Origin of the sequence: Flavihumibacter stibioxidans (assembly GCF_014332695.1) — a bacterium.
Classification (GTDB): Bacteria; Bacteroidota; Bacteroidia; order Chitinophagales; family Chitinophagaceae; genus Flavihumibacter; species Flavihumibacter stibioxidans.
In genome coordinates, this window is the sequence record NZ_MBUA01000028.1 from 105,037 (window position 1) to 129,689 (window position 24,653).

Here is a 24,653-nt window from a genome sequence, read left to right on the forward strand (position 1 = left end):
TCCGGTTACTTTCCGTAAAAAAAACAAATACAGGGGGCGAAGAAGATGATTAGAATCAGGTTTAGTAAAATACTTTACCGCGCTGGATGGTCAATGACCCTTTTTCATGCAGGTTCCGGATGGTCCGGATGACCGTTTCCACCCGCAAACCCGTCATGTCCGCCAGTTGCTGCCGGGTAAGATGGAGCTTGCACAGCTTTTCACCCAGTCCCTTGGTCCTTTTATAATAATTGAGCATGGTGGAGATGCGCTGTTCCGGATTGTTATATGCAAGTTCCCTGAGTGTCAGGAATTTAAATCTGAGGCGGCAGACCAGGAGCCTGGAAAAGGTGAAATGAATATCAAAACTGGACCGCAACATCTGGTGAAAATTCGTTTTATGCAAACGGATGAGCAGGCTGTCCTCATCGGCAATCGCAGTGGCGGCATATGGGTTGTCATCAAAAAGAGGAAACTCCCCGAAACTCTCACCTGTTTCAATCATCACCTGGATGAATTCCCTGCCATCTTCGTTGATATTCACCCAACGCACGCTGCCTTCCACCAATTGATGGTAAAAACTCGCATTGGTGCCTTCCAGGAAGATAATCTCTCCCTTTTTCACCTTTTTATAAGTGGCCCCCCAACTAAGGAGGGTTTCCTCTGAAACGACCGGTCCTTCTGTCATGGTTGAGTAATTTGAGGAACAAATCTAATTTCAGGCCTTTCTTCAAGTTATGACAATTTCCCCAAACCGACCTGATTAAAGACGGGAATCAGCTGACGTTTATCAGTTATCTACATGATAATCATCAGAAACAGTTGCCATATGTCCATTTATGACCCGAATCATATTTGCTGTTTAACACCCTGCCTAAACTTGCAGCAGAAAGATTTCATACATCAAAAAAACTCATTATGAAAAAGCTCCTCCTCCTGGCTGGTTTTGCCGCCCTCCTTTATGCCTGTGGTGGTAATTCACAGCAAGAAGACAAGCAAGCCGAAACTACTCCCTCCGCTTCAGAACCCGCACCTGCCGCAACAGCCCCTGTAGATGGTGTCGGCAAATTCAAGGATGTACAGATTCCCGCAACTCTTGATGCCGCCATGGCAGATAAGGGACAAACAGTATTTGATGTAAAATGCTCCTCCTGCCACAAACTGACCGATGAAAAACTGGTTGGACCGGGATGGAAAGATGTTACCAAAAGAAATACAGCAGCCTGGATCATGAATTTCGTAACCAATGTGGACGAAATGCTGAATACCGATCCAAAGGCACAGGCACAACTGGAAATTTGTCTCGTTCGCATGCCAAACCAGAATCTTTCCGACGACGACGCAAGGCACATTTATGAATTCATGCGTAAAAATGACGGCGTAAAATAATTGAGAGCCCAAAAACAATCATACCATGAACAAAATTTCAACCATCGGCTTTGGAATACTGGCCACTGTGACGGCCCTTAGTTTCAATGCCTGCAAACCAAAAAACACCGGCACCGCCATCAGTGGTGATGCCGCTGCGAAAGCATTTGTAGCACCCGGACAATACGATGAGTTTTACAACTTCGTATCCGGAGGATTCAGCGGACAGTTAAGCACTTACGGATTACCGTCAGGCCGCCTGTTGCGTGTAATCCCGGTATTCTCGGTTGATCCCGAAAAAGGCTGGGGATACAGCGAAGAATCAAAGCCGATGTTGATGACCTCCCATGGCTTTATTCCCTGGGATGACCTGCATCACACAGAGTTATCCCAAACAAACGGTGAAATTGACGGCCGCTGGGTTTTCGGCAACGCCAACAATACACCAAGGGTTGCACGCATAGACCTGAAGACTTTCAGAACTGCCGAAATCATCGAGTTGCCCAACAGTGCCGGTAACCACTCCTCTCCCTTTATCACAGAGAATACAGAATATGTGGTAGCTGGCACAAGGTTCAGTGTTCCTCCCGATTATGTAGACGGTGACGTGCCCATCAGCTCCTACAAACAAAATTTCAAGGGCACCATCAGTTTTATCAGCGTAGGCAAGGAAGATGGCAAAATGGATATCGCTTTCCAGTTGCTGTTACCCGGGGTAAACTTTGACCTCAGCCACGCAGGTAAAGGGCCAAGTCACGGATGGTTCTTCTTCAGTTGCTATAACAGTGAACAGGCCAACACCCTGCTCGAAGTGAATGCATCCCAGCGCGACAAAGACTTTATCCTGGCAGTTAACTGGAAAAAAGCGGAAGAATACCTGAAAGCAGGAAAAGGCGAAAAGAAGAAAGTCCGTTATGCACGCAATACCTGGGATGAATCCACCCATTCCGGCAAACATGAGATCCTGGAAGAAGTGACCGTACTGGATGCCGTTGCGCTTAAGGATATCTGTTACCTCATTCCCTGTCCGAAGTCACCACACGGTTGTGATGTAGACCCTACTGGTGAATATATCGTAGGCAGTGGAAAACTGGCGGCCCTGATCCCTGTATTCTCCTATACAAAAATGCAGAAGGCCATTGCAGACAAAGCCTTTGAAGGCGAATATGAAGGTATCCCCGTAATCAAATACGAGTCGGCCCTTCACGGAGAAGTGCAGAAACCAGGACTCGGACCATTGCACACTGAATTTGATGGCAAAGGAAATGCCTATACTTCCTTCTTTGTTTCTTCTGAAATTGTAAAATGGAATATCAAGGACCTTAAGGTTCTTGACAGGGCTCCCACTTATTATTCCATCGGCCACCTGAGCATCCCCGGTGGTGACACCAAAAAGCCTAACGCCAAATATGTAGTGGCTTACAACAAGATAACCAAGGACCGTTACCTGCCCACAGGTCCGGAACTGGCTCAAAGTGCACAACTGTACGATATCAGCGGAGATAAAATGCAGTTAATTAATGACTTCCCCACAATCGGAGAACCACACTACGCACAGTCTGCCCATGCGGATATCATTCGGCCGAATTCTGTAAAAATCTTCAAAATTGAAGACAACAAACACCCATATGCAGCCAAAGGCGAAAAAGAAAGCCGGGTTGTAAGGGAAGGAAACAAAGTACACGTTTACATGACTTCCATACGTTCACACTTCTCACCTGACAACATCGAAGGTGTAAAAGTAGGCGACGAAGTATTGTTCCATGTTACCAACCTTGAGCAGGACTGGGACGTACCGCACGGATTTGCAGTGAAAGGCGCAGACAATGCGGAGCTTCTGATCATGCCTGGTGAAACCCAGACCCTGAAATGGGTACCTGAAAAAGTGGGCATTTACCCCATCTACTGTACCGATTTCTGCAGCGCCTTACACCAGGAAATGCAGGGATATGTGAGAGTGAGCCCCAAGGGTAGCAATGTTCCGCTTACATTCAGCCTCGGAAAGAATTCTTCTGATGCGAAGTCACCCGAGAACAACGGCAATGGCGGGCAGCCAAAATAAAGATGACAATGAACAGGTCTGCCCCACTATGGCAGACCTGTTTCTTTACATCGCCTCATCTAAACAAAGTGATCATGAACCATAAGCTCAGGCCCGTTACCAGGATCATCAGCCTGGTAGCAGCAATAGCAATAGCCACAGTAATATTCCTGCCGATCTGGAAAATAGACCTCGCAGCCCCCCAATACCCCGAAGGCCTTTATATGCAGATCTATGCTAATAAACTGGGCGGCGACGTGGACATCATTAATGGACTCAACCACTATATCGGGATGAACCATATTGATGAAAAAGATTTTGTTGAATTCCAGGTAATGCCAGGCTTAATAATCGGACTGGCCGTATTCGGGTTACTCACGGCAATCATTAACCGTAAATGGTTCTTCTTCGCCTGGTTTGGTTTCATCCTCGCTTTTGGTATTGTGGCCATGATGGACTTCTACCGCTGGCTCTATAACTATGGTCACAACCTTGATCCGGCCGCGGCTATTAAAGTACCCGGGCAAAGTTACCAGCCGCCATTACTTGGTTACAAACAGTTGCTCAATTTCGGCGCTTATTCCATGCCCGACAGCGGTGGATGGATATTTTTCGGTGCAGGTTTATTATTACTGGCATTTGTCTGGATTGAAATAAAAGACATTCGTAAAAAACATGTGAACCTTCCGGCTCTTGGCTTACTATTGTTCTCCAGCCTCCTGTTAACCTCCTGCAAAACCGGGCCGGAGGAAATCCCCTATGGCAAAGCTCCCTGTGATCATTGCAAAATGACCATTATGGACAAACGATTCGGCGCAGAACTCATCACTGCTAAAGGGAAAATATTCTATTTTGACGAACTGACCTGTCTCAACAAATTCAAAAGCTCAAAGGGGCTGAATACAGCAGACATTGCAGGTATGTATGTCTCAGACTTCAATGGAAGCGGACAGTTACTGGCAGTGGAAAAAGCATTTTTTGCCAGGGGTGAATCCATCCATGGTCCCATGGGCGGTAGCATTGCAGCCTTTCCGGATGCCGGCTCCCGCGATCAATTCATAAAAGATAAGGACCTGGAACCAGTTGACTGGAAAAGTATCAACCAATAATGAAAAGGCGACTTACATTTATTATTTTCCTTTTAGGGATTATGCCTGTCATTTCAATGGCAGCAACAATCACTGTATATCCCGGCCAGCTGATCCAGGCTGCCATCAACAAAGCAGCGGCAGGAGACCTGATAAGGGTAATGCCCGGTACTTACCGTGAAAAAGGTATCACGATCGACAAACCCCTGATTCTGCTTGGCATCAATTATCCCGTACTTGACGGGGAAAAGAAATATGAAATCCTTACCGTAAAAGCCGACAATGTAATCATTGAAGGTTTTACCTTAATGAATTCAGGTTATTCCAGCATGAATGACCTGGCAGCTGTAAGGGTGCTCAATGTTTCCAATGTATCCATCCGCAAAAACAAACTGGTCAATAACTTCTTTGGCATTTATTGCCAGCATGCTTCCTACACCCTGGTAAGTGAAAATGAGATCAGCAGCAATGGTATCAGTGAACTGGAAAGTGGCAATGGCATTCACGGATGGAAAAGCGATCACCTGATCATCGCTGATAATAATATTTCAGGCCACCGGGATGGTATCTATTTTGAGTTCGTAACTGAAACGAATATTTCCGGTAATAAAAGCCAGAACAATATCCGGTATGGACTCCATTTCATGTTTTCACACAACAATATTTACGTACATAATATATTTGGCAACAATGGCGCCGGTGTTGCCGTAATGTACAGCAGGCATGTAACCATGCTGCAAAACGAATTCCGTGATAACTGGGGACCTGCAGCCTACGGCATCCTGATGAAAGACATATCAGACAGCCATGCCGAAGGCAATCTCTTTTCCCGTAACACTGCTGCTGTATATATGGAAGGCAGCAGCCGCATCAGGATAAGGAAAAATATTTTTACCGGCAATGGCTACGCTATCCAGTTGCAGGCATCCTGCGATAACAACAATATAGACCTGAACAATTTCACTGCCAACAGTTTTGACATAGCAACCAATGGATCACTTGTACTAAACAGTTTTTCAGGTAATTACTGGGATAAATATGAAGGTTATGACCTGAACAGGAACGGCACGGGCGATGTTCCCTACCGGCCGCTCAGCATTTTTGCCATGATCGTCGAAAGAAATTCCAGTGCCATGATGTTGTTCAGAAGTCCAATAGTAAGCATCATCGAAAAAGCAGAAAAAATAATACCAGGCATCACACCGGAAAACCTCAGGGATGACAGCCCCAGTATGAAACCACTACCACTATGATCATCGCAACGAATGTGAATAAACGATTTGGCAGGCTCCAGGTATTGAGTGATATCTCACTGACCTGCAATAAAGGACAGACCATTGCACTGATCGGGCCGAATGGTTCAGGAAAAACCACCCTGATCAAATGCCTGCTGGGAATGGTTATCCCCGACAGCGGATTCATGACGGTGAACAATAAGAATATCGCCCGCGACTGGGCATACCGCGAGCAAATTGGTTATATGCCACAGATCAGCCGGTTTCCGGATAATATGACCATCGAACAGGTGATAGATATGGTAAAGGATATCAGGTCGGGCAGCAGCAGACACCTGGATGAAGAATTGCTGCAGGCATTTGACCTTCCGTCATTATATGGAAAACGAATGCGTACACTATCAGGAGGAACAAGACAAAAAGTGAGTGCCAGCCTGGCTTTTCTTTTCAACCCCGATATCCTGATCCTCGACGAACCAACAGCGGGACTGGACCCTTTATCGAGTGAAATACTGAAGGAAAAAATTCAGAAAGAAAAGTCTAAAGGTAAACTGACCATGATCACCTCCCATGTACTGAGTGACCTTGACGACCTGGTTTCAGAAATCGTTTACCTGCAGGAAGGAAAACTCAGGTTCCACAGTTCAGTTTCCAGCCTGCAGAAAGATACCGGTGAAGAAAAACTGAATAAGGTCATGGCAAGGATCATGCAACAAAACAGATAAGCTCCGCTATGAAAAAGATCATTAAATATATTATTCTTGACATCCTGAAAAACAGGATAGTCATCGCATATACACTACTGTTACTGGTTATTTCGCTCAGCCTGTTCATGCTGGAAGACAATCCGGCAAAATCCATCCTCGGGCTGATGAACATTACCCTCATCATAGTACCGCTGATCAGCATTATTTTCTGTACGATATACCTGTATAACTCAAATGAATTTATCGAATTATTAGTAGCACAACCCATCCGCAGAACGAGGCTGCTATCCGGAATATATCTCGGATTGGTGGCCTCGCTGCTGGTGGCTGCACTGGTTGGAATAGGCATCCCCATTCTGCTGTACAGTCCCACCGGTACCGGCCTGACCCTTCTCCTGACCGCCTGCGGCTTAAGCATTGTATTTGCTTCGCTGGCATTGCTGGCAGCAGTACTGACAAGGGATAAGGCCAAGGGAATCGGACTGGCACTGCTGTTATGGTTTTATTTTTCTTTCATTTACGATGGTCTCGTATTGATGATCCTTTTCCAGTTTGCCGATTATCCGATGGACAATACCATGATCGGACTAAGTATGCTGAACCCCATAGACCTGGGAAGAATCCTGCTGTTACTGCAACTCGACATTTCTGCCATGATGGGTTTTACCGGGGCATTATTCCAGGATTTTTTCGGAAGCAGGGCAGGGATTATATTCGCGTCTTTCGTGATGCTGGCCTGGATGATTTTACCTGCCAGTTATGCCATCAGGAAATTCAGGAACAAGGACCTATGATCACAGTAATTATGAAAAGAGATATTAACAACCGGCAAGACATTGAAATGCTGATCAACAGCTTTTATGAGGTGGTAAAGCAGGACCCGGTTATTGGGCATTTTTTTTCTGATGTGGTTAAGGTCAACTGGGAGAAGCACCTTCCTGTCATGTATGATTTCTGGGAAAACATCCTGTTCTATTCAGGATCCTATACTGGAAACCCGATGGCGGTACACAAACATTTGCACAGCCTGCACCCACTGACCAAAGAAAATTTTGACCAATGGCTTCGCATCTTTAAATCTACTGCCCGCAATCTTTTCGAGGGAGATAATACCGAATTAATCATCCAGCGTGCACAATCCATTGCGATGGTAATGGAATTGAAAATAGTGAGGGGTGAGAGGTAATCAGCACCCCTTACGAATTTCACTTCTTCGCCGGTGGCAGCAACACTTCATCCACTACATGTATCAAACCATTGCTTGCGGGTATTGATGCAAGTATTGAAGCTTTTCCGTTTACCATCACTTTACCATCCTTCACACTGATGGTGATATTGTCGCCATTAGCCTGTCCAAGTACCTGGCCATCATTCATATAATCTGTTTTTATCACTCCGACATATACATGGTACTGTAAAATATTTTCAAGATCTGCCTTGTTTTCCGGTTTCAGCAGATTGTCCAGTGTGCCTGCCGGAAGCTTATCAAATCCTGCATTTACCGGAGCAAAAACCGTGAATGGGCCGGCATTTGAGAGCACATCAACCAAACCGGCTGCCTGTACAGCTTTCACCAGCGTAGTGTGATCGGGACTTCCGATTGCCACTTTTACCACATCTTTTTGTGATTCATCGTCTTTCACTGAAGACTGTCCGCCCATTGGCTTGCTTGCCGCCGCTGCGGGCTCTGATGCGACCTGCTCAGTTGCATTATTGCATCCTGTTGTAATCAATGTAAAAAACAGGCCACAGAAGACCCATGATTTCCTTTTCATAACCAATTTGTTTTAGGGTGTAAATAATATACTAAGCTATTACAGAACCCCTGTTCACATTATGATTCAGGTCATACAAAAAAAAGCAGGTAGTAGACACTACCCGCATTACACACATGAGAAATAAAGAAAGATTTCATCTATTGCAATTCATGCAAGGGATGCCTACTAATGAGGTGAAGCAGTTTATCGTGCATATTTTCATTGCGGTTATTGTACCTGAACTCACACTCCTTGATATGCAGGTACAGTGTATTTTTATTGACACCGCGGAATTTCATCAATCGATTCCTCGTAAGCCCCCAGAAACCTGAGATATCATCACCATTGGTATTCGAATGGGGTCCTGCAGTCAACATATCACGTCTGTATAAACGCCAGTTTGAAAAATCAGCTACCGCATGAATGGCAGTCATGGAACCGGAACTTTGGTCGATATGCTGCTTTTGCCAGCTGATCAGGTTTTCGCGCGACATATCCGTTAAACCGGTTGAATACACATATCCATTCATTCGGGTAAAACCAAAATAAGATGTCTTGGGCAAACCATCCGGTGACCCGCTGAGGGAAAGATGGTTCTCAGGAAGATGATGCCGGGGAAATTCCTGGTCACAAAAATGTGCCAGTCGGGTCCGGATCATTTTAAGATACGCATTGATGGTAACCCGGCTCACACCAGTTACTCCTGCGATTTGGGTGGCTGTGAGATCTTCACAGAACAGGTGCAAAATTTCCCTGCACTTGCGTTCAGAAAGGTGTGCACCTTTCATCATTCTATTTTTCATCAAGATAGGTTTGGTTCAAACTATTTATACGAAATAATTCGGAGATAAATATCCAAACTTATCTGCGGAGCAAAAACATAAATCTACACCAGTGGGAAAATGAAAGGATGAATTGAGCCTACAAGATGAAGGGCAGGTAAGCCGGATGGCAGTGTGTAGCAGCAGGAACTATCAGGCAGACAACAATTGTTGCAGGCAATGTTTGACTTTTTCAGCATTGGGAAGCATGGCTGATTCGAGGTACATATTCATGGGAACTGCAGGAAGGTTGAGTGCGCCCATTACTTCAACAGGTGCATCGAGCCACCTGAAACAATGTTTTGAAATCCGTCCTGCAAGCGCTTCTGCAAAGGAATTGTTCTGCTGTTCTTCGGTCAGTACAAGACACTTCCCATGCCGTTTGACCGATTCATATACGAGTGCTTCATCGAGTGGATAAAGCGTGCGAAGGTCAATCACTTCCACCTGCCCCGGCAATGCGGCCGCTGCTGCTTTTGCCCAGTAAACACCCATACCATAGGTGATCACACAACAACTGTCACCTTCTTCCACCCTAAGCGCAAATGCAGGTAGTACAACAGCAGCCTTACCCAGGGGCAGAATATAATCCGATGAAGGTTCTGCAGTCCGGGCAGATTCCGTTCCCGGCACCTTGCTCCAATACAAGCCTTTATGTTCCAGCATCACCACAGGATTGGGATCCAGGAATGCAGCTTTCATCAAGCCCTTCATATCTGCAGCATTGGATGGATACACTACTTTAATCCCCTTTATGGATAACAGTGTTGACTCAATACTGCCGCTGTGGTAAGGACCGCCGCCGCCATAAGCGCCGACAGGCACCCTGATCAAAGTTTGTACAGGAAAACGTCCGCAACTCAGGTAGCAGGATTTTGAAATCTCTGTCACGAGTTGATTCAATGCCGGATAGATATAATCTGCAAATTGCACTTCCACAATAGGCTTTAACCCTACCGCACTCATCCCTACTGTAGATCCGATAATATATGCTTCCTGGATGGCAGTATTGAACACCCGGTGATCGCCGAATTTTTCAGCCAGCGTGGCGGCTTCGCGGAAAACACCACCCAGTCGCCGGCCAACATCCTGACCATAGAGCACTGCCTCCGGAAATTGTTCCATGATCTCTTTTATTGCATAAAGGGCAGCATCCACCATCATTATCTTTTCCCGGCCAACCGGCTCTCTGAGTCCCTGTTCAAACAATACGGGAGTGGGAACAAACACATGATCACCTACAGTAGCCGGATCAGGTTCAGCAGCGCTCACCGCTTCCTGGAAAGCAGTGTCAACCTCAGCCCTGGCCCTTTTCTCCATTTCAACCAGGCTGGTTTCAGTAATACCGGTTTCTAACAGGCGCGACCGCAGTAATGGCCTGGGATCCCTGGCGGCATGTAAAGCCAGGTCTTCCTCAGTCCGGTAGAACTCCTTCCTTACACCACTTGTATGATGCCCCAGCAAAGGCAGGGATGCCTGCACCAGGAATGGTCTTCTCTCCTTTCTTATTACCTGAAGTATTTCGCCCAGGCTGCGGTAAGATTCTTCAAAATCGCTTCCATTGATCCTTAAACGCCCCATACCGGGAAAGCCGCCTGCATATTCGTAGGCGTCCATCGCCCTCGCTTCTTCCGCCGACACACTGATACCCCAGCGATTATCCTGCACCAGGTAAAGGATGGGCAGCTGTTTCAGCACAGCAAACTGGAATGCCTCGCTCACCTCTCCTTCCGTTACACTGGCATCTCCAAGCGAACAAACCACCACCGGTAATTCTCCTTCGGCTGTGCATGTCAGTTTGGACGGCTGGTGTGCTTCCAGGAATTTCACTCCCTGCGCAATACCCGTTGTGGGAATTACCTGCATTCCGGTAGCACTGCTCTGGTGTATGATGGTGGGTTTGTCTTCGCCCCTGTAATTGGGATGGGAATAATATTCGCGCCCACCTGTAAACGGGTCTTCTGCCTTGGCAAGTAATTGAAGCATCAGTTCAAGCGGGGAAAACCCCAAACCCAGCAAAAGGCTCTCATCGCGGTAATAAGGACTTACATAATCTGCGGGGCTAAGCTGATAGGCCAGTGCCAGTTGAACGGCTTCATGGCCACGGGAGGTGGAATGGACATATTTACATACAGAACGATGTTGTTCATATGTATCGGCCATATACTGAACCTGGCACATGTGGCCATAGGCCCTTAATAGTATGTCTTTTCCAATCATAACAAGTGCAATCGGCCACAAATATAAACGAACACTTGTTAGCTGGCGATCGCGGAATTATTTTATTTCAACACTGAACATTTGCTTGTCTTCCAGGTAGCCCTCGAGTTCATCGCCCACCACGCACTCGCCCACACCTGCGGGGGTTCCTGTAAAGATGAGGTCGCCAATATTAACGGAGAAATAGTTGGAAATATGCGCAACAATCTTGTCAAATGAAAATATCATCAGGTTTGAGTTGCCCTGCTGCACCACTTCTTTATTCTTGAGCAAGCTGAAGTTGATGTCTTTCTTGTTTTTGATCTCGTCCAGGTTAACCCATTTACCTATTACAGCAGAGTTATCCCAGGCCTTGGCCTTTTCCCATGGAAGGCCTTTTTCCTTTAATTCGGATTGTATGTCGCGGGCAGTAAAATCAATTCCCACGGTTACTGCATCATAATATTTGCTGGCAAACCTGTCCTGGATGTATTTACCGTTCTTGCTAATGCGAAGAACCAGCTCGCATTCATAATGTAGTTCATTGGTGAATTCCGGATAATAAAAAGGGGTATGGGCCTGAAGCAATGCGCTTTTGGGCTTCATAAAAATAACGGGTTCATCCGGCACTTCATTTCCAAGTTCTTTGGCATGCGCCACATAGTTACGGCCTATGCAGAATATTTTCATATTCACTACGGGTTTAATGATTCAAAAATCACTGATCTTGAATGGATCCGTGGGATCCTGGTATTACATAGGGGTATCGAATCGGGTGGTAAAATACCAGTGGTTAGCGAAAATAACCATACTTATGCAATAATCATAACTTGTAGACCACATTGTTATAATGATTCATGGCAGAAGCCAGGCCGGCCAGGACAAAATGTTCGATTATTTCCACCGATTTGGTCACTTTCTGAAGCACGAGCGGCCACTCATCGTCTTTCCATTTGCCAAGGACAAAATCGGCCTGTCTGCCCCGGGGATAATTGCTGCCTATGCCAAAGCGAAGTTTGGGGTATTCGGTTGTCCCCAACAGTTCCTGGATGCTCCTGAGCCCGTTATGACCTCCATCACTGCCCCCTCCCCTGATCCTGAGTCTTTCGAGCGGTAATGCCAGGTCATCCACCAGTACCAGGATATTCTCCACCGGAATCTGCTCCTTATCACGCCAATATTTAACCGCTTTCCCACTCAGATTCATATATGTGGTTGGTTTGATAACTACCAGCGTCCTGCCTTTTACCTTTATTTCTGCAACGTCGGCAAGCCGGTCTGACCTGAACTGGCCATTAAGCTTTTTCACCAGTGCGTCGGCGATATCAAACCCGATATTATGACGGGTCTGATCATATTCAGCACCAATATTGCCCAGACCGACGATGAGGTATTTGCTCATGGAGTTAAAAGGTTAGAACGGAAAATTTTGAAGTGGGTAATAAAGGGGCGAAAAGCAGGCAGTTTAAATGGGAAAAGGTCAACAAGTGAAAGTTTCCTATTCACCTCTTGACCTTTTCACGTATTCACTCATTCACTCATTCACTCATTCACTCATTCACTCATTCACTCATTCACTCTCTATTACTTCTTGCCCTTTTCAGCAGCAGCTTCTTCCTGCTTCAGCTGACGGGTCATGACGATAGAAGCGATGGGAATACGGGGGGAAATCAGGATTTCCATGTTCTCCGCTTTCACGTCTTCCACACGTATGTTCTGGTTCAGCTCCAGGTTGGTGATATCAAGTTCGATGCTCTCCTTCAGGTACTTGGGAAGGGTTTTCACTTTCAGTGCCTTGATCTTGGTAACCAGTTTACCACCGGCTTTCACACCGGCAGGAGCTCCGGTCAGGTGCAGTGGCAGGGAAGCGATGACTTTCTTGTCTTCCACCAGTTCCTGCAGGTCAACGTGCGTCAGGGCGTCGGTGATCTTGTCAAACTGCATGTCTTTCAGGATACACCTGTAAGTTTTCCCGTCAATTTTTACTTCAGCAAGGAGAAATTCAGCGGTGTATACCAGCGACTTAAAAGCCTTGGCAGGCGCTACGAAATTAATTTCCTGCGCACCTCCGTAAATTACACCTGGCACTTTCTCCTCAGAGCGAAGTTGGCGGGTGGCTTTTTTCCCGGTTTCGGTCCTGAGTTGTCCTTCGATTGTAATTGTTTTCATTGTTGTTATATTTAAAAAAACTTAATTCACCCTTCACCGTTTCCCATCCCCTCCTGCTCCTTTCTCTGCGAATGAATGAAAAGACTTGTAATACTCCTCTGTTCAAACGCATTCCTTAATGCTACTGCAAAAAGACTCGCTACAGATAATACTTTGATCTTTTCAATATTCTGTTTCAGCGGGATGGTGTCACAAACCACCAACTCTTCCAGCACACTGTTCCCAATGTTTTCATATGCTTTACCACTCAGAACCGGGTGTGTACACATGGCCCTTACTGTGGTGGCGCCCTTTTCTTTCAATAACCCGGCACTTTTTGCGAGGGTTCCCCCGGTATCGCAGATGTCATCAATCAGGATCACATTTCTGTCGGTCACATCTCCAATCACCACCATGCTCGCTATTTCGTTGGCCCTTTTCCTGTGCTTGTCACAGATCACCATTTCAGCGTTGAAATAACTGGCAATTTCCCTGATCCTGTTGGCACTTCCTACGTCGGGGGCCGCAAAGGTAAGGTTTTCAAGCTTTAATTGCTCGATATATGGAATAAAAATTACAGAACTGTCGAGATGGTCCACCGGGATATCGAAATACCCCTGGATCTGCGGGGCATGCAGGTCCATGGTGATCACCCTGTCTGCCCCGGCAGCAGTTAACATGTTGGCTATCAACTTACTGCCAATTGCAACTCTAGGTTTATCCTTACGATCCTGACGTGCATAACCATAATAGGGAATCACTGCAATCACCTTGTAGGCCGAAGCTCTTCGGGCGGCATCGATCATCAGCAGCAGTTCCATCAGGTTATCGGAGGGAGCAAAGGTACTCTGCACCAGGAAAACGACATCCCCCCTGATACTTTCCTGGTATACCGTTTGAATTTCTCCGTCACTGAACTTCTGGATATTAATCCTGCCTAATGGTATGCCGTAGCTGTTGGCGATTTTCTCTGCCAGGTACTGTGATCCCGTACCGGAGAAGATTTTTGCAGTCATAGACGAATAATTGGTGCGGCGAAGATAAAGATTGACGGAAAAAGAAAATGATACCAATGCAAAAAGGTTGCGCGTTTGGCACAACCTTTTGGATTTTTATGGATTTTCTTTATCGCGACGCTACCAGTTGCTGCGCATTGCTGCCAGCCTGTAACGGCTTAACTGTAGTGGTTTGAGCGGTTTTCCGGCCGCTTACTGCTTTAAAAATAGCAGAGCAGATAAAAATGGAAAAAAACAACGCTACAACATAAATTCCCACGCAAAAGAGCATGGACTGGAATCCTCCCAGGATGGTGAATGTACGGGTGTTCATAGATACTGGTTTTAGTTTTTCGAAAAGGATATCATTGGATAAAGGGTTAAAACCCTCTTTTATGAGATAAAATTATTAATTAATCTTATTTCATGGAAGCGCGGAAACACTCAATTAAATCCTGGGCAAAAGACGACAGGCCCAGGGAAAAACTACTTAGTAAAAGTCCCATGTCGCTTAGTGACGCAGAATTGCTGGCCCTGCTGCTGAACCATGGCAACCGCGAAAAATCGGCACTCGACCTGGCCAGGGAACTAATGCAGCTCGGTCGTAACAACCTGCAGGAACTGGGCAAGCTGTCGGTCTTTGACCTGATGAAGGTCAAGGGCATCGGCGAAGCCAAAGCCGTAACCATTACTGCCGCACTTGAGCTGGGCCGTCGCAGGCAGGCGGCCATGGCCCTGGAGAGCCCGGTGGTTAACTGCAGCCGGGATGTGGCCCTTTACCTGCAACAGTTGTTCCAGGATCACCGGCATGAGGTATTTGTGGTGCTGTTCCTGAACCGTGCCAATAAAATCCGGCATTCAGAAATCATCAGTTCGGGAGGGATTACCGGCACCGTGGCGGATCCCCGCATGATCATGCGGAAAGCCATTGAACAGGAAGCAGTGGGACTGATCCTCAGCCACAATCACCCGTCGGGTAATCTTCGCCCCAGTAAGGCCGATGAAGACCTTACCTATAAAATAAAAGAGGCGGCCAAATTCCTCGACATCCGGGTCATGGACCACATCATTGTGAGTAATGAAGGGTATTTCAGTTTCGCAGACGAGGGGCTCTTATAGCAATCCGATTTTGCTTTACCCGGCAACGCCCGCACAACTACCATTTAGGCCTGCGCAGCCGGACCACCAAAATTCATCGGTATCTGTATGTCTTCGAGGTCCTTGATCTCACCATTCACATCTTCAAAACGATCGATGTTTTCGATGAGGGCTTTCATGAAACGCTTGGCATGCTGGGGAGTTAGGATGATCCTGGATTTCACCCGGCTCTTTGGGGTACCTGGCATCACATTCACGAAGTCGATCACAAATTCCGCATGGGAATGGGTAATGATGGCCAGGTTGGCATATTCACCTTCTGCAATCTCTTCAGAAATTTCTATGTTGAGCTGGTTGTTATTGGTGTTTTGATTGTTCTCCATTATACACTGTTTGTTAGGACAAAACTAATAAGAAAGCGGCAACCTTCCCTACCAGGAGAACATTAACTGGCATTTCCATTCAGACCGCTGCTTCCCGCTGATTTCATCCCAGCCTGAGCCGATTGAATTCCGGTTGAGATAATGGGTTTGGGCCCACCTGACCCACCATTGGACCTTCATGGGTCTGATAAGCCTGAACCGGGGAAGTTTTCCCTGTAACTGGACATAATATCGCCATCCCCTGTCATAAAAAGAAGGGATGGAAAATGAATAGAGCAGGTCACGTTCGTAAGCGTACACCCTGGTATCATATCCATCCGTATCAAAATAATGGCCGCGTGCAGAGAATCCGATGGCCGGATGGCTAAACTGGTATCGGCTGTCAAGGTAAAAAGCCCAGCCCTTCTGAGCCTGAATTGCTTTTTTAACTCCGACCCTGTCAAGCCTGGCCGATAGCTGCCATTGCCGGTTCAGGGTCCTTTCCACATGAAGCCGTGCATTGGCAGCCTGTTTTGGCAGGGGTATGTTCAACACATTACCTGCCAGGTTTTCGGGCTTTTCGGACCATCTTAATAGCAGCCGGATATCCCATTGACGCCGTTTTACCCATCCGATTTGCAACAGGTATTCCTGCCCGAAACCTGGTGCATCTGCCCTGAAACGCAGCCAGGGAAACCGGAAATAATCGGCATATGCCTGCAATTGCCAACCCGGTGCCGGCCGCAGACGAATACCCAGGTAAAACCCTTTCTCATTGTTCACGGCAGATTGCTCAGAAAAGGTCCGTGAATACAGGGAATTAAATCCGGGCTGGATATTCCGGTACACCAGGGAAAGGTCCGCCGCAGGGTGCAGGCTGATGACCGCACCGTTTATTGCGGCCAGACCGCCCGGGCTCCAGGCTGCTTCACCAAAGAGGAAAAAATTCTTAATGGTATAACTGTAATGGACAGCCGCGTTTGTCCAGTCTTCACCCCTTATGGCATACAAATTATATGGCTCATCCCGGGGAAGAAAGGGAAGGGAGAAATGGTAATGAACCATGCTGGCGCCGGCCCTGAAACGGGTATTAACATATTGTACCAACCCTCCTGCCGCCAGCTGCCTTAGATTTTTTCGGTCGGTCAGTTCCCCGGCACTTCGGTGATAGCCTCCTTCCGAAATACTGCTGAAACCGGTTGCGGCATTACTATCTGTCACCAGGTTGGCGCTTAATTTTTTCGCAGATCCGAAAAGGGTTATTTCCAGTTTCTTAACAGTGGCCTGCAGGGCAATTCCCCGGTGAAAATTCCATTCACCGCCCGAGCGGTATGGCTGTACTGTATTTCCCTGGCGGTATATGCTGATAGCCTCTCCGGTTTTACCAAATGACAGCCCCTGCCACTGTATTAGACCCTGGCCCATATTCAATACATAATCACCCAGCGCAATGGTTTTGATAAATCCCGACCGGCGGATAAAAAGATGAAAAGAGAAAAAATCGACAAAGGCATTGTTCTTCCGGCCAATTGTTTCACCCGCATCTTTATCGGCCGTTATTCCCATCCAGAACTGCTGCCTGAATTGATAGGTATATCGAAAATATAACCTGGATGCATTGCCTTGGTACCTGGCTTCACCCGTACTGTCAGGCAAAAACCCTTTGGCTTTCTCCAGCAGATTGCCTGTCCTCAGCAAAAGCTGGTGCTGTCCTTTGGCGAGTATGACTGCCAGGTCTTTCTCCTCGCCGGCATCTTTATTAAAAGAAAGATAGGGCAACAGTTTTCGAATGGTGGCATGATCCCAGTAAGGGATGGCCTGCAATTCATACTTGCCCAGGAACGGTCCGAATAATTCACGGTAACGCAAAAACGAACTTATCTGTATTGGATCCAGTGGCAGCAATTTTAACTGTTCTTCCTTTAACCGGTTTACATGTAATGGCTGTAACTGCAGGTATTGCAACTGTTGCAACCATTCATCATTTTCCGGTTCTGTTTCAGTATTTTCTGCTGCCAGTTCAAGGGTTTCGGCATGCTCCCGCGATGGTTCCTGCGCGCCAAGCCTTAACATGGCTAACATTAAAATCAACATAAAAACAGCCTTATTCATTTTCCTTCCGTTTTGAGGGTTTCCTGAAATGAATGGCAATTCCCGGACTCCAGCCAAGGGATGGCTGCCAACCTGTGGTCACCATCAAAGCGTATTCCTTAAGTGTATACCCGGCTTCAAAACCATATCGCAACGGTTTTGTTTCCACCTGCATGGCCAGCAATACAGCAGATAAGATTTGATATTGCAGGGACGCCCTGCCGGCAATACCTTCTCCGGTGAAATAATAAAAATTGATATCAGTGTAGAGTGAACCTGCCCATGTACGCCCGATTCCGGTTCCGGCAATAATGGTGTTTCTTACATTGGAATCTGGAGTGGCAAAGTGCGGGCCATTAATAAGGGAATGAATAAAAAAACCGGCAATGGCATTGTTGCCGGACCAGTGAATGCTGCCACCAGCCTGAAATACAGAACTGCTGCCAAAATAAATCACCCTGTATCTTTTTACCCCGAATGAAAGTCCCACTCCAATCCTCTGGCCTATTTTCAGTCCGGTGGCCAGCGCTGCACCTGTTTCCCTGAAAAATTCATTTCCATAACGGTCAAGCCTGAGTGCCATGCCCGCGTTTTCAGAAACGGGAATAGAAGCATCAGCCTGTACACTGGATAAACCACTGATAAAAAAGGGTCGGTTGGCATGGGTGCGTATCGCCAATACTGGTTTTTCTGCCAGCATGGAAGGTGTGATGAGCCTGCCTGCCGGCGAAAAAAGCAAATGGCTCCAGGAACCTGCCGAGGCATGCCAGCCGGTTTCCCGGAATGCCGGCAACTGCGCCCTGATTTGCAGGAACCCGAGCCATACTATACACACAACCAACCACAGTTTCATACACTGCAAGATCAGGATAGCTACCGCCGGATTCAAGCGTGTTTTAACGGGAAAATTCCGGGGTGAATACACCTGAGGAGGGGGATAAAAAAAGCAGGCCGCCCTGTTGGGGCGGCCTGAAGTATAAAATTCGACATACTGTATTACCTGTCGCCGGTGCGCTTCATAGTCCAGTCAAACTTCACCCTGATATGGGGAGCAGCAGGAATGGAAGCGGGCTGGTGCATAAAGAATTTAACCTTGATGGTCTTGGTTGCCGGATCATAAGCGTTTACTCCGGAAGGATCAAGACTGGCATAACGGCCATTGGCTGCAGGTTGACCATATATATTGGTAACCTTTACGATCTTATTGGTCGCTGGATCAAATTCAAATACCGGAGAATAACCACCATATCCGCTCACGTCGGCTCCGCTCATGATCGGAATGAAGTAGTCCACCCAATAATCAGGATCGAAACCATCAACCGTAACAGCGCCAGAAGTGATCAGGTGATAATTCATCGGGAATACCCCACCCAGGTCAGCCGCTTCGTCTTTCATGGTTCCGGTTACTTCATAAGCACCATCCCAGGTATTTTTCACCAGCACAATTACCATGGAGGATTTTGAATCTGAAACTTTACCGCCTGCATCCACAGTGGTAATGGTCAGAGGCAATGCATATTGCTTGGAGAAGTCAAGCTGTGTTGCATCCTTCAGTGTAAACTTAATTGGCTTGGCGAATTCACCGGGACCGAATGTCAGGTTAAAAGAGTTACCAGCCATTCCGGGATCTGTGGTAAAGAACTCTGCAGGCAGGAATTCGAACGCTGTACCATTGTCTTCATTGTAGGTATCCATAATCGCCTGGTCAAGCGTTACGGTTACACTGGTGGAAGAATTCAGTGAAGCTTCAGAATTGGCGTCTCTCCTGATATCTACCAGCATGGCAGTCTGTGGAGTGGAAACCGCATCAAATGCAAGCACCTTACTTCCGGGGTTCATCATTTTTACAATGGTGGTTCCCGCATCTCCTGCACCCTTCACTTTGTCCTTCATACAGGAACTCAAAGCGAACAGGCTTAGTGCAGCAAATACTATTTTATTTAAAACGATTTTCATATATAATATTTAGAATATTATTTAATAATTATTTGTCCCACCACATACGGCTGTTCTGGTCATCACCACCAGACAAACGGGCTGCAGCTTCTTTTACGTTCTCATTATTGGTTCCGTATTCACCTGTTCCATATACAAAACGACGGGGAATATTTCCTTTGGAAGCAGACAGTGCATATTCGGACGGAGTCAGTTCAGGGAAACCTGTTCTTCTCCATTCAGCCCAGGCCTGCATACCATCAGGATACATAGCCAGCCATTTTTGAATTCCGATTTTTTTCAGGTGGTCAGCAGCTCCGTAAGCAACACCATTTTGCAGGAGGTAGGAAGATGCATCAGCAAATCCCCACTGTGCAAATGAAGTGGCAACAGCCTGGTTGTACAGGTTAGCCGCATTTTCTGACGTCCAACCCCTTTCAGCAGCTTCAGCCCTGGCGAACAGAACAGTAGCGGCATTCAGGATTACCACGTCTTCATCTTCTTTCATGTTAACACCATCCAGGATAAAGCCAAAAGAACCGGCTGGAACCAGCACTGCATGTGCCCGATCAAGACCGTAAGGGAAACCTGCATCCATAGTACCATAACGCTGAACGCGGGGATCCTGGAAGTCATTCAGGACATCAACGATGGTGCTGCTGATGGCATCGTCAAAACGTGGGCTGGCCACATAGGTAGAATACCATGGGTTTTGGTAGGAACCACCGGGAAAATCAATCTTTGCATTGTCGCTGTTCACCGCAATATGTCCGGCTGGATGGTTCAATGCTGCACTGAATTCAGTGGCAGCAAGACCGCCAGCATTGGGATAAACCTTGCTCATGCGAAGGGCAATTTGCATACGCAGGGAATTGCCGAATTTTTGCCACTTGGCAGTATTGCCATTGTAGATGGCATCACCTTTCATGCCCAATCCACCGTCAAAACCATCCACTGCTTCTTTCAACTCCTTCAGGAGGTCAGCATAGATTGATTCCTGGGTATCATACTTGGGAAGTGGGTTACCAGATAATGCTTCGGAATAAGGGATGTCACCCCAACGGTCAGTCAGTGTCCAGAAAGCATAGGCTTTCAGGATTCTCGCAGTGGATATCTGGTTGGCATTGGAACCTGAAACGGTCACTGCTTCCTTGGTGGCATCATTCGTATTCTGGTTGATGATGTTCTGCAGGTCATTCAGGAAACCTGAATAGTTCTGGCCGAATTCCAGCTGGGGCACATCATAAAGGGAAGCACCGGGATACTGGGTTTCGGAAAAATACTGGGCATAATATCCAGGACGAGTGTACATGGAGATGGCCAGGCCACCTTCCTTTCCACCCATTTCTGCCACAGCCCTTGTGAATAAGGCCGCGGTAACCGGAACAGTAGTACCAGTTGGATCAACGTCCGTATCGCCGAAATCCTTGATCTTGTCGCAACCAGTGGAAGTTAATGCCACTGCAGCTGCTACGGTAAAAATTGTTTTATTGAGAAAATTTTTCATAATCATTAATCTTTTTTGAAGTAAGCCGATTCAATTAGAAGTTCAGTTTCAGGTTCACACCAATAGACCTGGTACCAGGCATCTGGCCGTTTTCACCATAAGTGTTACTGATTTCAGATGGATCGAAATCGCGGGTATTGGCATAGATCAGCCAGGGGTTACGGGCCACAACCGAGAAAGTTGCACCGGTAAGGGCTTTACCCAGACCCAGCTTATCTACATCAAAACGATATCCAAGGCTAACTTCCCTGAGCTTAACAAAAGTGAGGTCATACACATGCGGCTCAGAAATCCTTGCACCCTGGAACTGGTGGAAGTAAGTCTGCGCTTCCACGTAATGGGTTACAGGTTTGCCATCAGCATCAACTCCGTCTACACGTACACCACCGCCATCGGCAACTGCGTCACGTACAGGATTTCCTTTGTCATTGGTGGTACCGGTTCTGGCAGCCAGGCCGGAGAAAGCACCCCAGAAATCAGACAGGGAGAAGAATTTACCACCCTGCTGGTAGTCAATATTGAAATTCAGGTAGAAGTTCTTGTAAGAAATACTGTTCTGAACACCACCGGTGAAATCAGGCAGTACAGAACCAAAGTTCACTTCTGCTTCACGAACATGCAAACCTTCATCTGTCAACACCGGCTGTCCGTTGATACGCTTGAAGCCTGGTCCGAAGAGCTGTCCCCATGGCTTGTCCACAGCATTCACCACATAAGCAGCATAACTTCCGGCAAATGAACCGGAGGCGTTGGTGATACGCTTCAGGTCACCGGCCAGTTTAACTACCTGGTTCCTGATCAGTTTGGAGAAGGTAGCATTCAACTCCCAGTTGAAATCCTTGCTGCGGATCGGTGTCACATTCAGCAACACTTCGATACCTTTTTTCTCAATTTCTCCGGCATTGGTCAACAGTGAAGTATATCCACCGGCCTGGTTGGTAGTGATGTCAAGGGGAATGTCCTTAACAGTTCCATCCCAGTAAGTAAAGCTGAAACCAAAACGGTTCTTCAGGAAACGCATATCCAAACCAATCTCGCGCTGGGTAGTTACTGAACCCTTGATGTTCGGGTCAACCAGGCGGTTGGGCGTATTCATCATGAAGTTGGAACCCCACTGGAATTGTCCAACTGTGTAGTTAAACCCGGTCAGGTATGGGTCGATAGACTTTGGAATTTCACCCCATGAAGCACGGATCTTACCAAAGGAAATGGCAGGGATCGCATCACGGATCAGGTCACTGAACACAAAGCTCGCACCCAGTGATTTACTGAGTACATCGTTGTTGTTCGCAGGCAGTGTAGAATAATAATCCTGGCGGGCAGTGAAGTCAACAAAGATCATATTCTTCCAGCCGATATCACCCCTTACAAAACCTGAACGGTACTTGGAATTTTCCCTTTCATTTGAATAAGAGATCGGTGTCTTGGAGTTTGACAGCGCGAAGAAATCAGGTACGCTCAGACCATTGTTGGTATTGGCACGGATATCCTTATACGCTGTACGCATGATATCAAAACCGAGGTTACCATTGAAGCTGAAATCCTTCCACTTCTTGGAATAAGACAACAGTCCTTCAAAGTTTTCACGGTTGGAATAACTTTCACCGGTACCATAACGACCTCTTACACCTGTCTGGGTTGCACTTGTTTCCAGGATGGAATAAGTTTTGTCTTCCCAGAAAGTGGTCAGCTGGTTCTTGCGGTAAGTGAACTTCACTTTCAGGTCATTGGTGATCTTATACGCGAGAGACACATCACCGAAAAGACGGTCGCGGTTGTTCGTATTCTTTACGTTATCGAAATATGAGAAGAAGTTGTACCAGTAGTTACCGCCATAGAAATTAAGTGGAGTGGCTGCACTATAGGCATCCGGATTCTTGTGGTTCCAGCTGGCCAGTGCACCCTGGGGTGAACGCAGGTTCTTCAGTTCCCTCATCAGGTCCATGTCCAGGTGACGATGGAACCACTGGTTGAATGAACCAGAAGACTGGTTAGCGTAACCATCATCAAATTCACCAACTGTTTTCTGGTTGAGGTAGGTCATGTTCAGACCCAGTGTCAGGCGGCTGGTAACATCCAGAGAGGAGTTGATAGCCAGGTTGTTCCTTTGCATGCTGGAAGTCGGGATCAGACCCTTAATATCCAGATTGGTATAAGACACACGGATATTATAGTTATCAGCAGCTTTTGCAAAGCTTACGTTGTTGTTCAGGCTAACACCGGTATTATAGAAATCGCGGGAGTTATCCGGCTGAGGAGTCAGCTTCGCAGTTTTATAAGAATACTGGGAACCGGGATACCAGGCATACCAGGGAATATATTCCTGTCCTACCAGGCGCGGACCCCAACTGGCGTCATCTGAATAATCATGGTAATATTTGCCATCAAGGGCTTTCCACTCTTCCGGATGGCCTGCCTGCCAGTTGTACTGCATCAGGTCGCTTGCGCCGCCACCGGCGTAGGAGTTCTGGTATTCAGGAAGAATATAAACCTTATCCAGGGTTACACCGGAGTTTACTTCCACACCAATACCACGGGCATTTTTCTTGGCCCTCTTGGTCGTGATTACAATGGCACCACCCGCACCCTGCGCACCAAAGATGGCAGAAGCGGCAGGACCCTGCAATACCGACAGGTCTTCAATATCATCGGGGTTGATATCACCCGCAGCGCTGGAAGGCATGATGGTACCATCCACTACATATAATACGTTAGATCCACCAACCAGTTCTGATTCGCCACGAAGACGGATGGAAGCATAACCATTGGCACCCAGTTTGGCAGCCGACTGGCTTCTTACCTGAACACCGGCAACTTTACCGGCGAGGGCGTTGTTCACGTCGGCCTGGCGAATGGTATTCAGTTTTTCTTCGCCAATGGTCTGTACGGCAGAAGATGTACTACGCACGGTACGCTTGATATTATACGCACCGGTTACCACCACTTCCTGAAGTCCCTGCTCTCCGGAACCTTCCAGGGAAACAGTCACCATGCTCTGCTCACCAATAGTGATGGTATTGGGCTTTTGACCAATCGCAGATACTTCCAATACATCACCTGATTTTACTTTAATGGTGAACACACCGTTTACATCGGCTGATACACCTCCCGGGGCTCCTTTAACTTTAACAGATGCATAAGGGATGGGATTCCCTTTGTCATCAACAATCTTTCCTGTAACAGTTCGAGTCTGGCCGAATGCAAGAGACACGCATAACGACCCGATCACCATCAGTGATAGGATTTTTCTCATGTTGTGTGTTTTAAAAAAATGTGCCGTGAAATTAAGCAGTAAACAAATTGTTAAATCATTTTAAATCAG

At 47.0% G+C, this 24,653-nt stretch carries 23 protein-coding genes; 8 read left to right on the forward strand and 15 right to left on the reverse strand.

The window, feature by feature from the left end; translation table 11 throughout:
* Positions 1–61: 61 nt before the first annotated feature.
* Positions 62–667 (reverse strand): Crp/Fnr family transcriptional regulator, encoded by a 606-nt coding sequence (locus tag BC349_RS16110; protein ID WP_187257816.1) that lies wholly within the window; start codon positions 665–667, stop codon positions 62–64.
* Between the two features lie 230 nt (positions 668–897).
* Between BC349_RS16110 and BC349_RS16115 the strand changes: the two genes are divergently transcribed.
* The 7 genes from BC349_RS16115 to BC349_RS16145 all read left to right on the forward strand — a co-directional run bounded on the left by BC349_RS16115 (position 898) and on the right by BC349_RS16145 (position 7,604).
* Positions 898–1,368: a c-type cytochrome gene (locus BC349_RS16115; RefSeq protein WP_187257817.1), complete on the forward strand. Its 471-nt coding sequence runs from the start codon at positions 898–900 to the stop codon at positions 1,366–1,368.
* Positions 1,369–1,393: 25 nt separating this feature from the next.
* A complete protein-coding gene (nosZ, locus tag BC349_RS16120) occupies positions 1,394–3,409 on the forward strand; it encodes a Sec-dependent nitrous-oxide reductase (RefSeq protein ID WP_187257818.1) in 2,016 nt (671 codons plus the stop codon).
* A gap of 74 nt (positions 3,410–3,483) precedes the next feature.
* On the forward strand, positions 3,484–4,497 hold the full coding sequence (locus BC349_RS16125) for a nitrous oxide reductase accessory protein NosL (protein ID WP_187257819.1): 1,014 nt from the start codon (positions 3,484–3,486) through the stop codon (positions 4,495–4,497).
* 56 nt (positions 4,498–4,553) lie between these two features.
* On the forward strand, positions 4,554–5,729 hold the full coding sequence (nosD, locus tag BC349_RS16130; RefSeq protein WP_246457005.1) for a nitrous oxide reductase family maturation protein NosD: 1,176 nt from the start codon (positions 4,554–4,556) through the stop codon (positions 5,727–5,729).
* Entirely contained in the window at positions 5,726–6,436 is a 711-nt protein-coding gene (locus BC349_RS16135) for an ABC transporter ATP-binding protein (protein WP_187257820.1), read from the forward strand. Before nosD ends, BC349_RS16135 begins: the two co-directional genes overlap by 4 nt.
* 8 nt (positions 6,437–6,444) lie before the next feature.
* Positions 6,445–7,212 (forward strand): ABC transporter permease subunit, encoded by a 768-nt coding sequence (locus BC349_RS16140; RefSeq protein WP_187257821.1) that lies wholly within the window; start codon positions 6,445–6,447, stop codon positions 7,210–7,212.
* Positions 7,209–7,604 (forward strand): group III truncated hemoglobin, encoded by a 396-nt coding sequence (locus tag BC349_RS16145; protein WP_246457006.1) that lies wholly within the window; start codon positions 7,209–7,211, stop codon positions 7,602–7,604. The genes BC349_RS16140 and BC349_RS16145 overlap by 4 nt, the downstream gene beginning before the upstream one ends.
* A 19-nt stretch (positions 7,605–7,623) precedes the next feature.
* On the opposite strand, the gene BC349_RS16150 is transcribed toward BC349_RS16145, so the two are convergent.
* The 8 genes from BC349_RS16150 to BC349_RS16185 all read right to left on the reverse strand — a co-directional run bounded on the left by BC349_RS16150 (position 7,624) and on the right by BC349_RS16185 (position 14,672).
* Positions 7,624–8,193: a fasciclin domain-containing protein gene (locus BC349_RS16150; protein WP_187257822.1), complete on the reverse strand. Its 570-nt coding sequence runs from the start codon at positions 8,191–8,193 to the stop codon at positions 7,624–7,626.
* Between the two features lie 140 nt (positions 8,194–8,333).
* Complete coding sequence (locus tag BC349_RS16155; RefSeq protein ID WP_187257823.1) at positions 8,334–8,978, reverse strand: hypothetical protein; 645 nt, start codon at positions 8,976–8,978, stop codon at positions 8,334–8,336.
* Positions 8,979–9,149: 171 nt separating this feature from the next.
* Positions 9,150–11,216, reverse strand: coding sequence for an alpha-ketoacid dehydrogenase subunit alpha/beta (locus BC349_RS16160; RefSeq protein ID WP_187257824.1), 2,067 nt, complete (start codon positions 11,214–11,216; stop codon positions 9,150–9,152).
* 57 nt (positions 11,217–11,273) lie between these two features.
* Positions 11,274–11,885 carry a fumarylacetoacetate hydrolase family protein gene (locus BC349_RS16165; protein WP_187257825.1) on the reverse strand — a complete coding sequence of 204 codons (612 nt, stop codon included), beginning with the start codon at positions 11,883–11,885 and terminating at the stop codon, positions 11,274–11,276.
* Positions 11,886–12,018: 133 nt separating this feature from the next.
* Entirely contained in the window at positions 12,019–12,597 is a 579-nt protein-coding gene (pth, locus tag BC349_RS16170; RefSeq protein WP_187257826.1) for an aminoacyl-tRNA hydrolase, read from the reverse strand.
* A gap of 182 nt (positions 12,598–12,779) precedes the next feature.
* Positions 12,780–13,364, reverse strand: a complete 585-nt coding sequence (locus BC349_RS16175) for a 50S ribosomal protein L25 (RefSeq protein WP_187257827.1) — start codon at positions 13,362–13,364, stop codon at positions 12,780–12,782.
* Between the two features lie 26 nt (positions 13,365–13,390).
* Positions 13,391–14,359 carry a ribose-phosphate pyrophosphokinase gene (locus BC349_RS16180; protein ID WP_187257828.1) on the reverse strand — a complete coding sequence of 323 codons (969 nt, stop codon included), beginning with the start codon at positions 14,357–14,359 and terminating at the stop codon, positions 13,391–13,393.
* Between the two features lie 109 nt (positions 14,360–14,468).
* Positions 14,469–14,672 (reverse strand): hypothetical protein, encoded by a 204-nt coding sequence (locus BC349_RS16185; protein WP_187257829.1) that lies wholly within the window; start codon positions 14,670–14,672, stop codon positions 14,469–14,471.
* Between the two features lie 92 nt (positions 14,673–14,764).
* Here BC349_RS16185 and radC point away from each other — a divergent pair, with 92 nt between their 5' ends.
* Positions 14,765–15,457, forward strand: coding sequence for a RadC family protein (gene radC, locus BC349_RS16190; protein WP_187257830.1), 693 nt, complete (start codon positions 14,765–14,767; stop codon positions 15,455–15,457).
* A 44-nt stretch (positions 15,458–15,501) separates the two neighbouring features.
* Here radC and BC349_RS16195 read toward each other — a convergent pair whose 3' ends face one another.
* From BC349_RS16195 to BC349_RS16220, 6 genes are all read right to left on the reverse strand, one after another.
* A complete protein-coding gene (locus BC349_RS16195) occupies positions 15,502–15,819 on the reverse strand; it encodes a DUF3467 domain-containing protein (protein ID WP_187257831.1) in 318 nt (105 codons plus the stop codon).
* A gap of 48 nt (positions 15,820–15,867) precedes the next feature.
* Positions 15,868–17,910, reverse strand: a complete 2,043-nt coding sequence (locus BC349_RS16200) for a ComEA family DNA-binding protein (protein WP_187257832.1) — start codon at positions 17,908–17,910, stop codon at positions 15,868–15,870.
* Positions 17,903–18,742 carry a hypothetical protein gene (locus tag BC349_RS16205; protein ID WP_187257833.1) on the reverse strand — a complete coding sequence of 280 codons (840 nt, stop codon included), beginning with the start codon at positions 18,740–18,742 and terminating at the stop codon, positions 17,903–17,905. Before BC349_RS16205 ends, BC349_RS16200 begins: the two co-directional genes overlap by 8 nt.
* 143 nt (positions 18,743–18,885) lie before the next feature.
* Positions 18,886–19,845, reverse strand: coding sequence for a DUF1735 domain-containing protein (locus BC349_RS16210; protein WP_187257834.1), 960 nt, complete (start codon positions 19,843–19,845; stop codon positions 18,886–18,888).
* A 28-nt stretch (positions 19,846–19,873) separates the two neighbouring features.
* Positions 19,874–21,331, reverse strand: coding sequence for a SusD/RagB family nutrient-binding outer membrane lipoprotein (locus BC349_RS16215; protein WP_187257835.1), 1,458 nt, complete (start codon positions 21,329–21,331; stop codon positions 19,874–19,876).
* A 34-nt stretch (positions 21,332–21,365) separates the two neighbouring features.
* A complete protein-coding gene (locus tag BC349_RS16220) occupies positions 21,366–24,584 on the reverse strand; it encodes a SusC/RagA family TonB-linked outer membrane protein (RefSeq protein ID WP_187257836.1) in 3,219 nt (1,072 codons plus the stop codon).
* Between the last annotated feature and the right edge of the window lie 69 nt (positions 24,585–24,653).

Excerpts from the sequence above, each read along its gene's own strand:
- BC349_RS16110 (WP_187257816.1), bottom strand. The coding sequence starts at position 667 with ATGACAGAAGGACCGGTCGTTTCAGAGGAAACCCTCCTTAGTTGGGGG.
- BC349_RS16115 (WP_187257817.1), top strand. The coding sequence starts at position 898 with ATGAAAAAGCTCCTCCTCCTGGCTGGTTTTGCCGCCCTCCTTTATGCC.
- nosZ (WP_187257818.1), top strand. The coding sequence starts at position 1,394 with ATGAACAAAATTTCAACCATCGGCTTTGGAATACTGGCCACTGTGACG.
- BC349_RS16125 (WP_187257819.1), top strand. The coding sequence starts at position 3,484 with ATGAACCATAAGCTCAGGCCCGTTACCAGGATCATCAGCCTGGTAGCA.
- nosD (WP_246457005.1), top strand. The coding sequence starts at position 4,554 with ATGGCAGCAACAATCACTGTATATCCCGGCCAGCTGATCCAGGCTGCC.
- BC349_RS16135 (WP_187257820.1), top strand. The coding sequence starts at position 5,726 with ATGATCATCGCAACGAATGTGAATAAACGATTTGGCAGGCTCCAGGTA.
- BC349_RS16140 (WP_187257821.1), top strand. The coding sequence starts at position 6,445 with ATGAAAAAGATCATTAAATATATTATTCTTGACATCCTGAAAAACAGG.
- BC349_RS16145 (WP_246457006.1), top strand. The coding sequence starts at position 7,209 with ATGATCACAGTAATTATGAAAAGAGATATTAACAACCGGCAAGACATT.
- BC349_RS16150 (WP_187257822.1), bottom strand. The coding sequence starts at position 8,193 with ATGAAAAGGAAATCATGGGTCTTCTGTGGCCTGTTTTTTACATTGATT.
- BC349_RS16155 (WP_187257823.1), bottom strand. The coding sequence starts at position 8,978 with ATGAAAAATAGAATGATGAAAGGTGCACACCTTTCTGAACGCAAGTGC.
- BC349_RS16160 (WP_187257824.1), bottom strand. The coding sequence starts at position 11,216 with ATGATTGGAAAAGACATACTATTAAGGGCCTATGGCCACATGTGCCAG.
- BC349_RS16165 (WP_187257825.1), bottom strand. The coding sequence starts at position 11,885 with ATGAAAATATTCTGCATAGGCCGTAACTATGTGGCGCATGCCAAAGAA.
- pth (WP_187257826.1), bottom strand. The coding sequence starts at position 12,597 with ATGAGCAAATACCTCATCGTCGGTCTGGGCAATATTGGTGCTGAATAT.
- BC349_RS16175 (WP_187257827.1), bottom strand. The coding sequence starts at position 13,364 with ATGAAAACAATTACAATCGAAGGACAACTCAGGACCGAAACCGGGAAA.
- BC349_RS16180 (WP_187257828.1), bottom strand. The coding sequence starts at position 14,359 with ATGACTGCAAAAATCTTCTCCGGTACGGGATCACAGTACCTGGCAGAG.
- BC349_RS16185 (WP_187257829.1), bottom strand. The coding sequence starts at position 14,672 with ATGAACACCCGTACATTCACCATCCTGGGAGGATTCCAGTCCATGCTC.
- radC (WP_187257830.1), top strand. The coding sequence starts at position 14,765 with ATGGAAGCGCGGAAACACTCAATTAAATCCTGGGCAAAAGACGACAGG.
- BC349_RS16195 (WP_187257831.1), bottom strand. The coding sequence starts at position 15,819 with ATGGAGAACAATCAAAACACCAATAACAACCAGCTCAACATAGAAATT.
- BC349_RS16200 (WP_187257832.1), bottom strand. The coding sequence starts at position 17,910 with ATGAATAAGGCTGTTTTTATGTTGATTTTAATGTTAGCCATGTTAAGG.
- BC349_RS16205 (WP_187257833.1), bottom strand. The coding sequence starts at position 18,742 with ATGAAACTGTGGTTGGTTGTGTGTATAGTATGGCTCGGGTTCCTGCAA.
- BC349_RS16210 (WP_187257834.1), bottom strand. The coding sequence starts at position 19,845 with ATGAAAATCGTTTTAAATAAAATAGTATTTGCTGCACTAAGCCTGTTC.
- BC349_RS16215 (WP_187257835.1), bottom strand. The coding sequence starts at position 21,331 with ATGAAAAATTTTCTCAATAAAACAATTTTTACCGTAGCAGCTGCAGTG.
- BC349_RS16220 (WP_187257836.1), bottom strand. The coding sequence starts at position 24,584 with ATGAGAAAAATCCTATCACTGATGGTGATCGGGTCGTTATGCGTGTCT.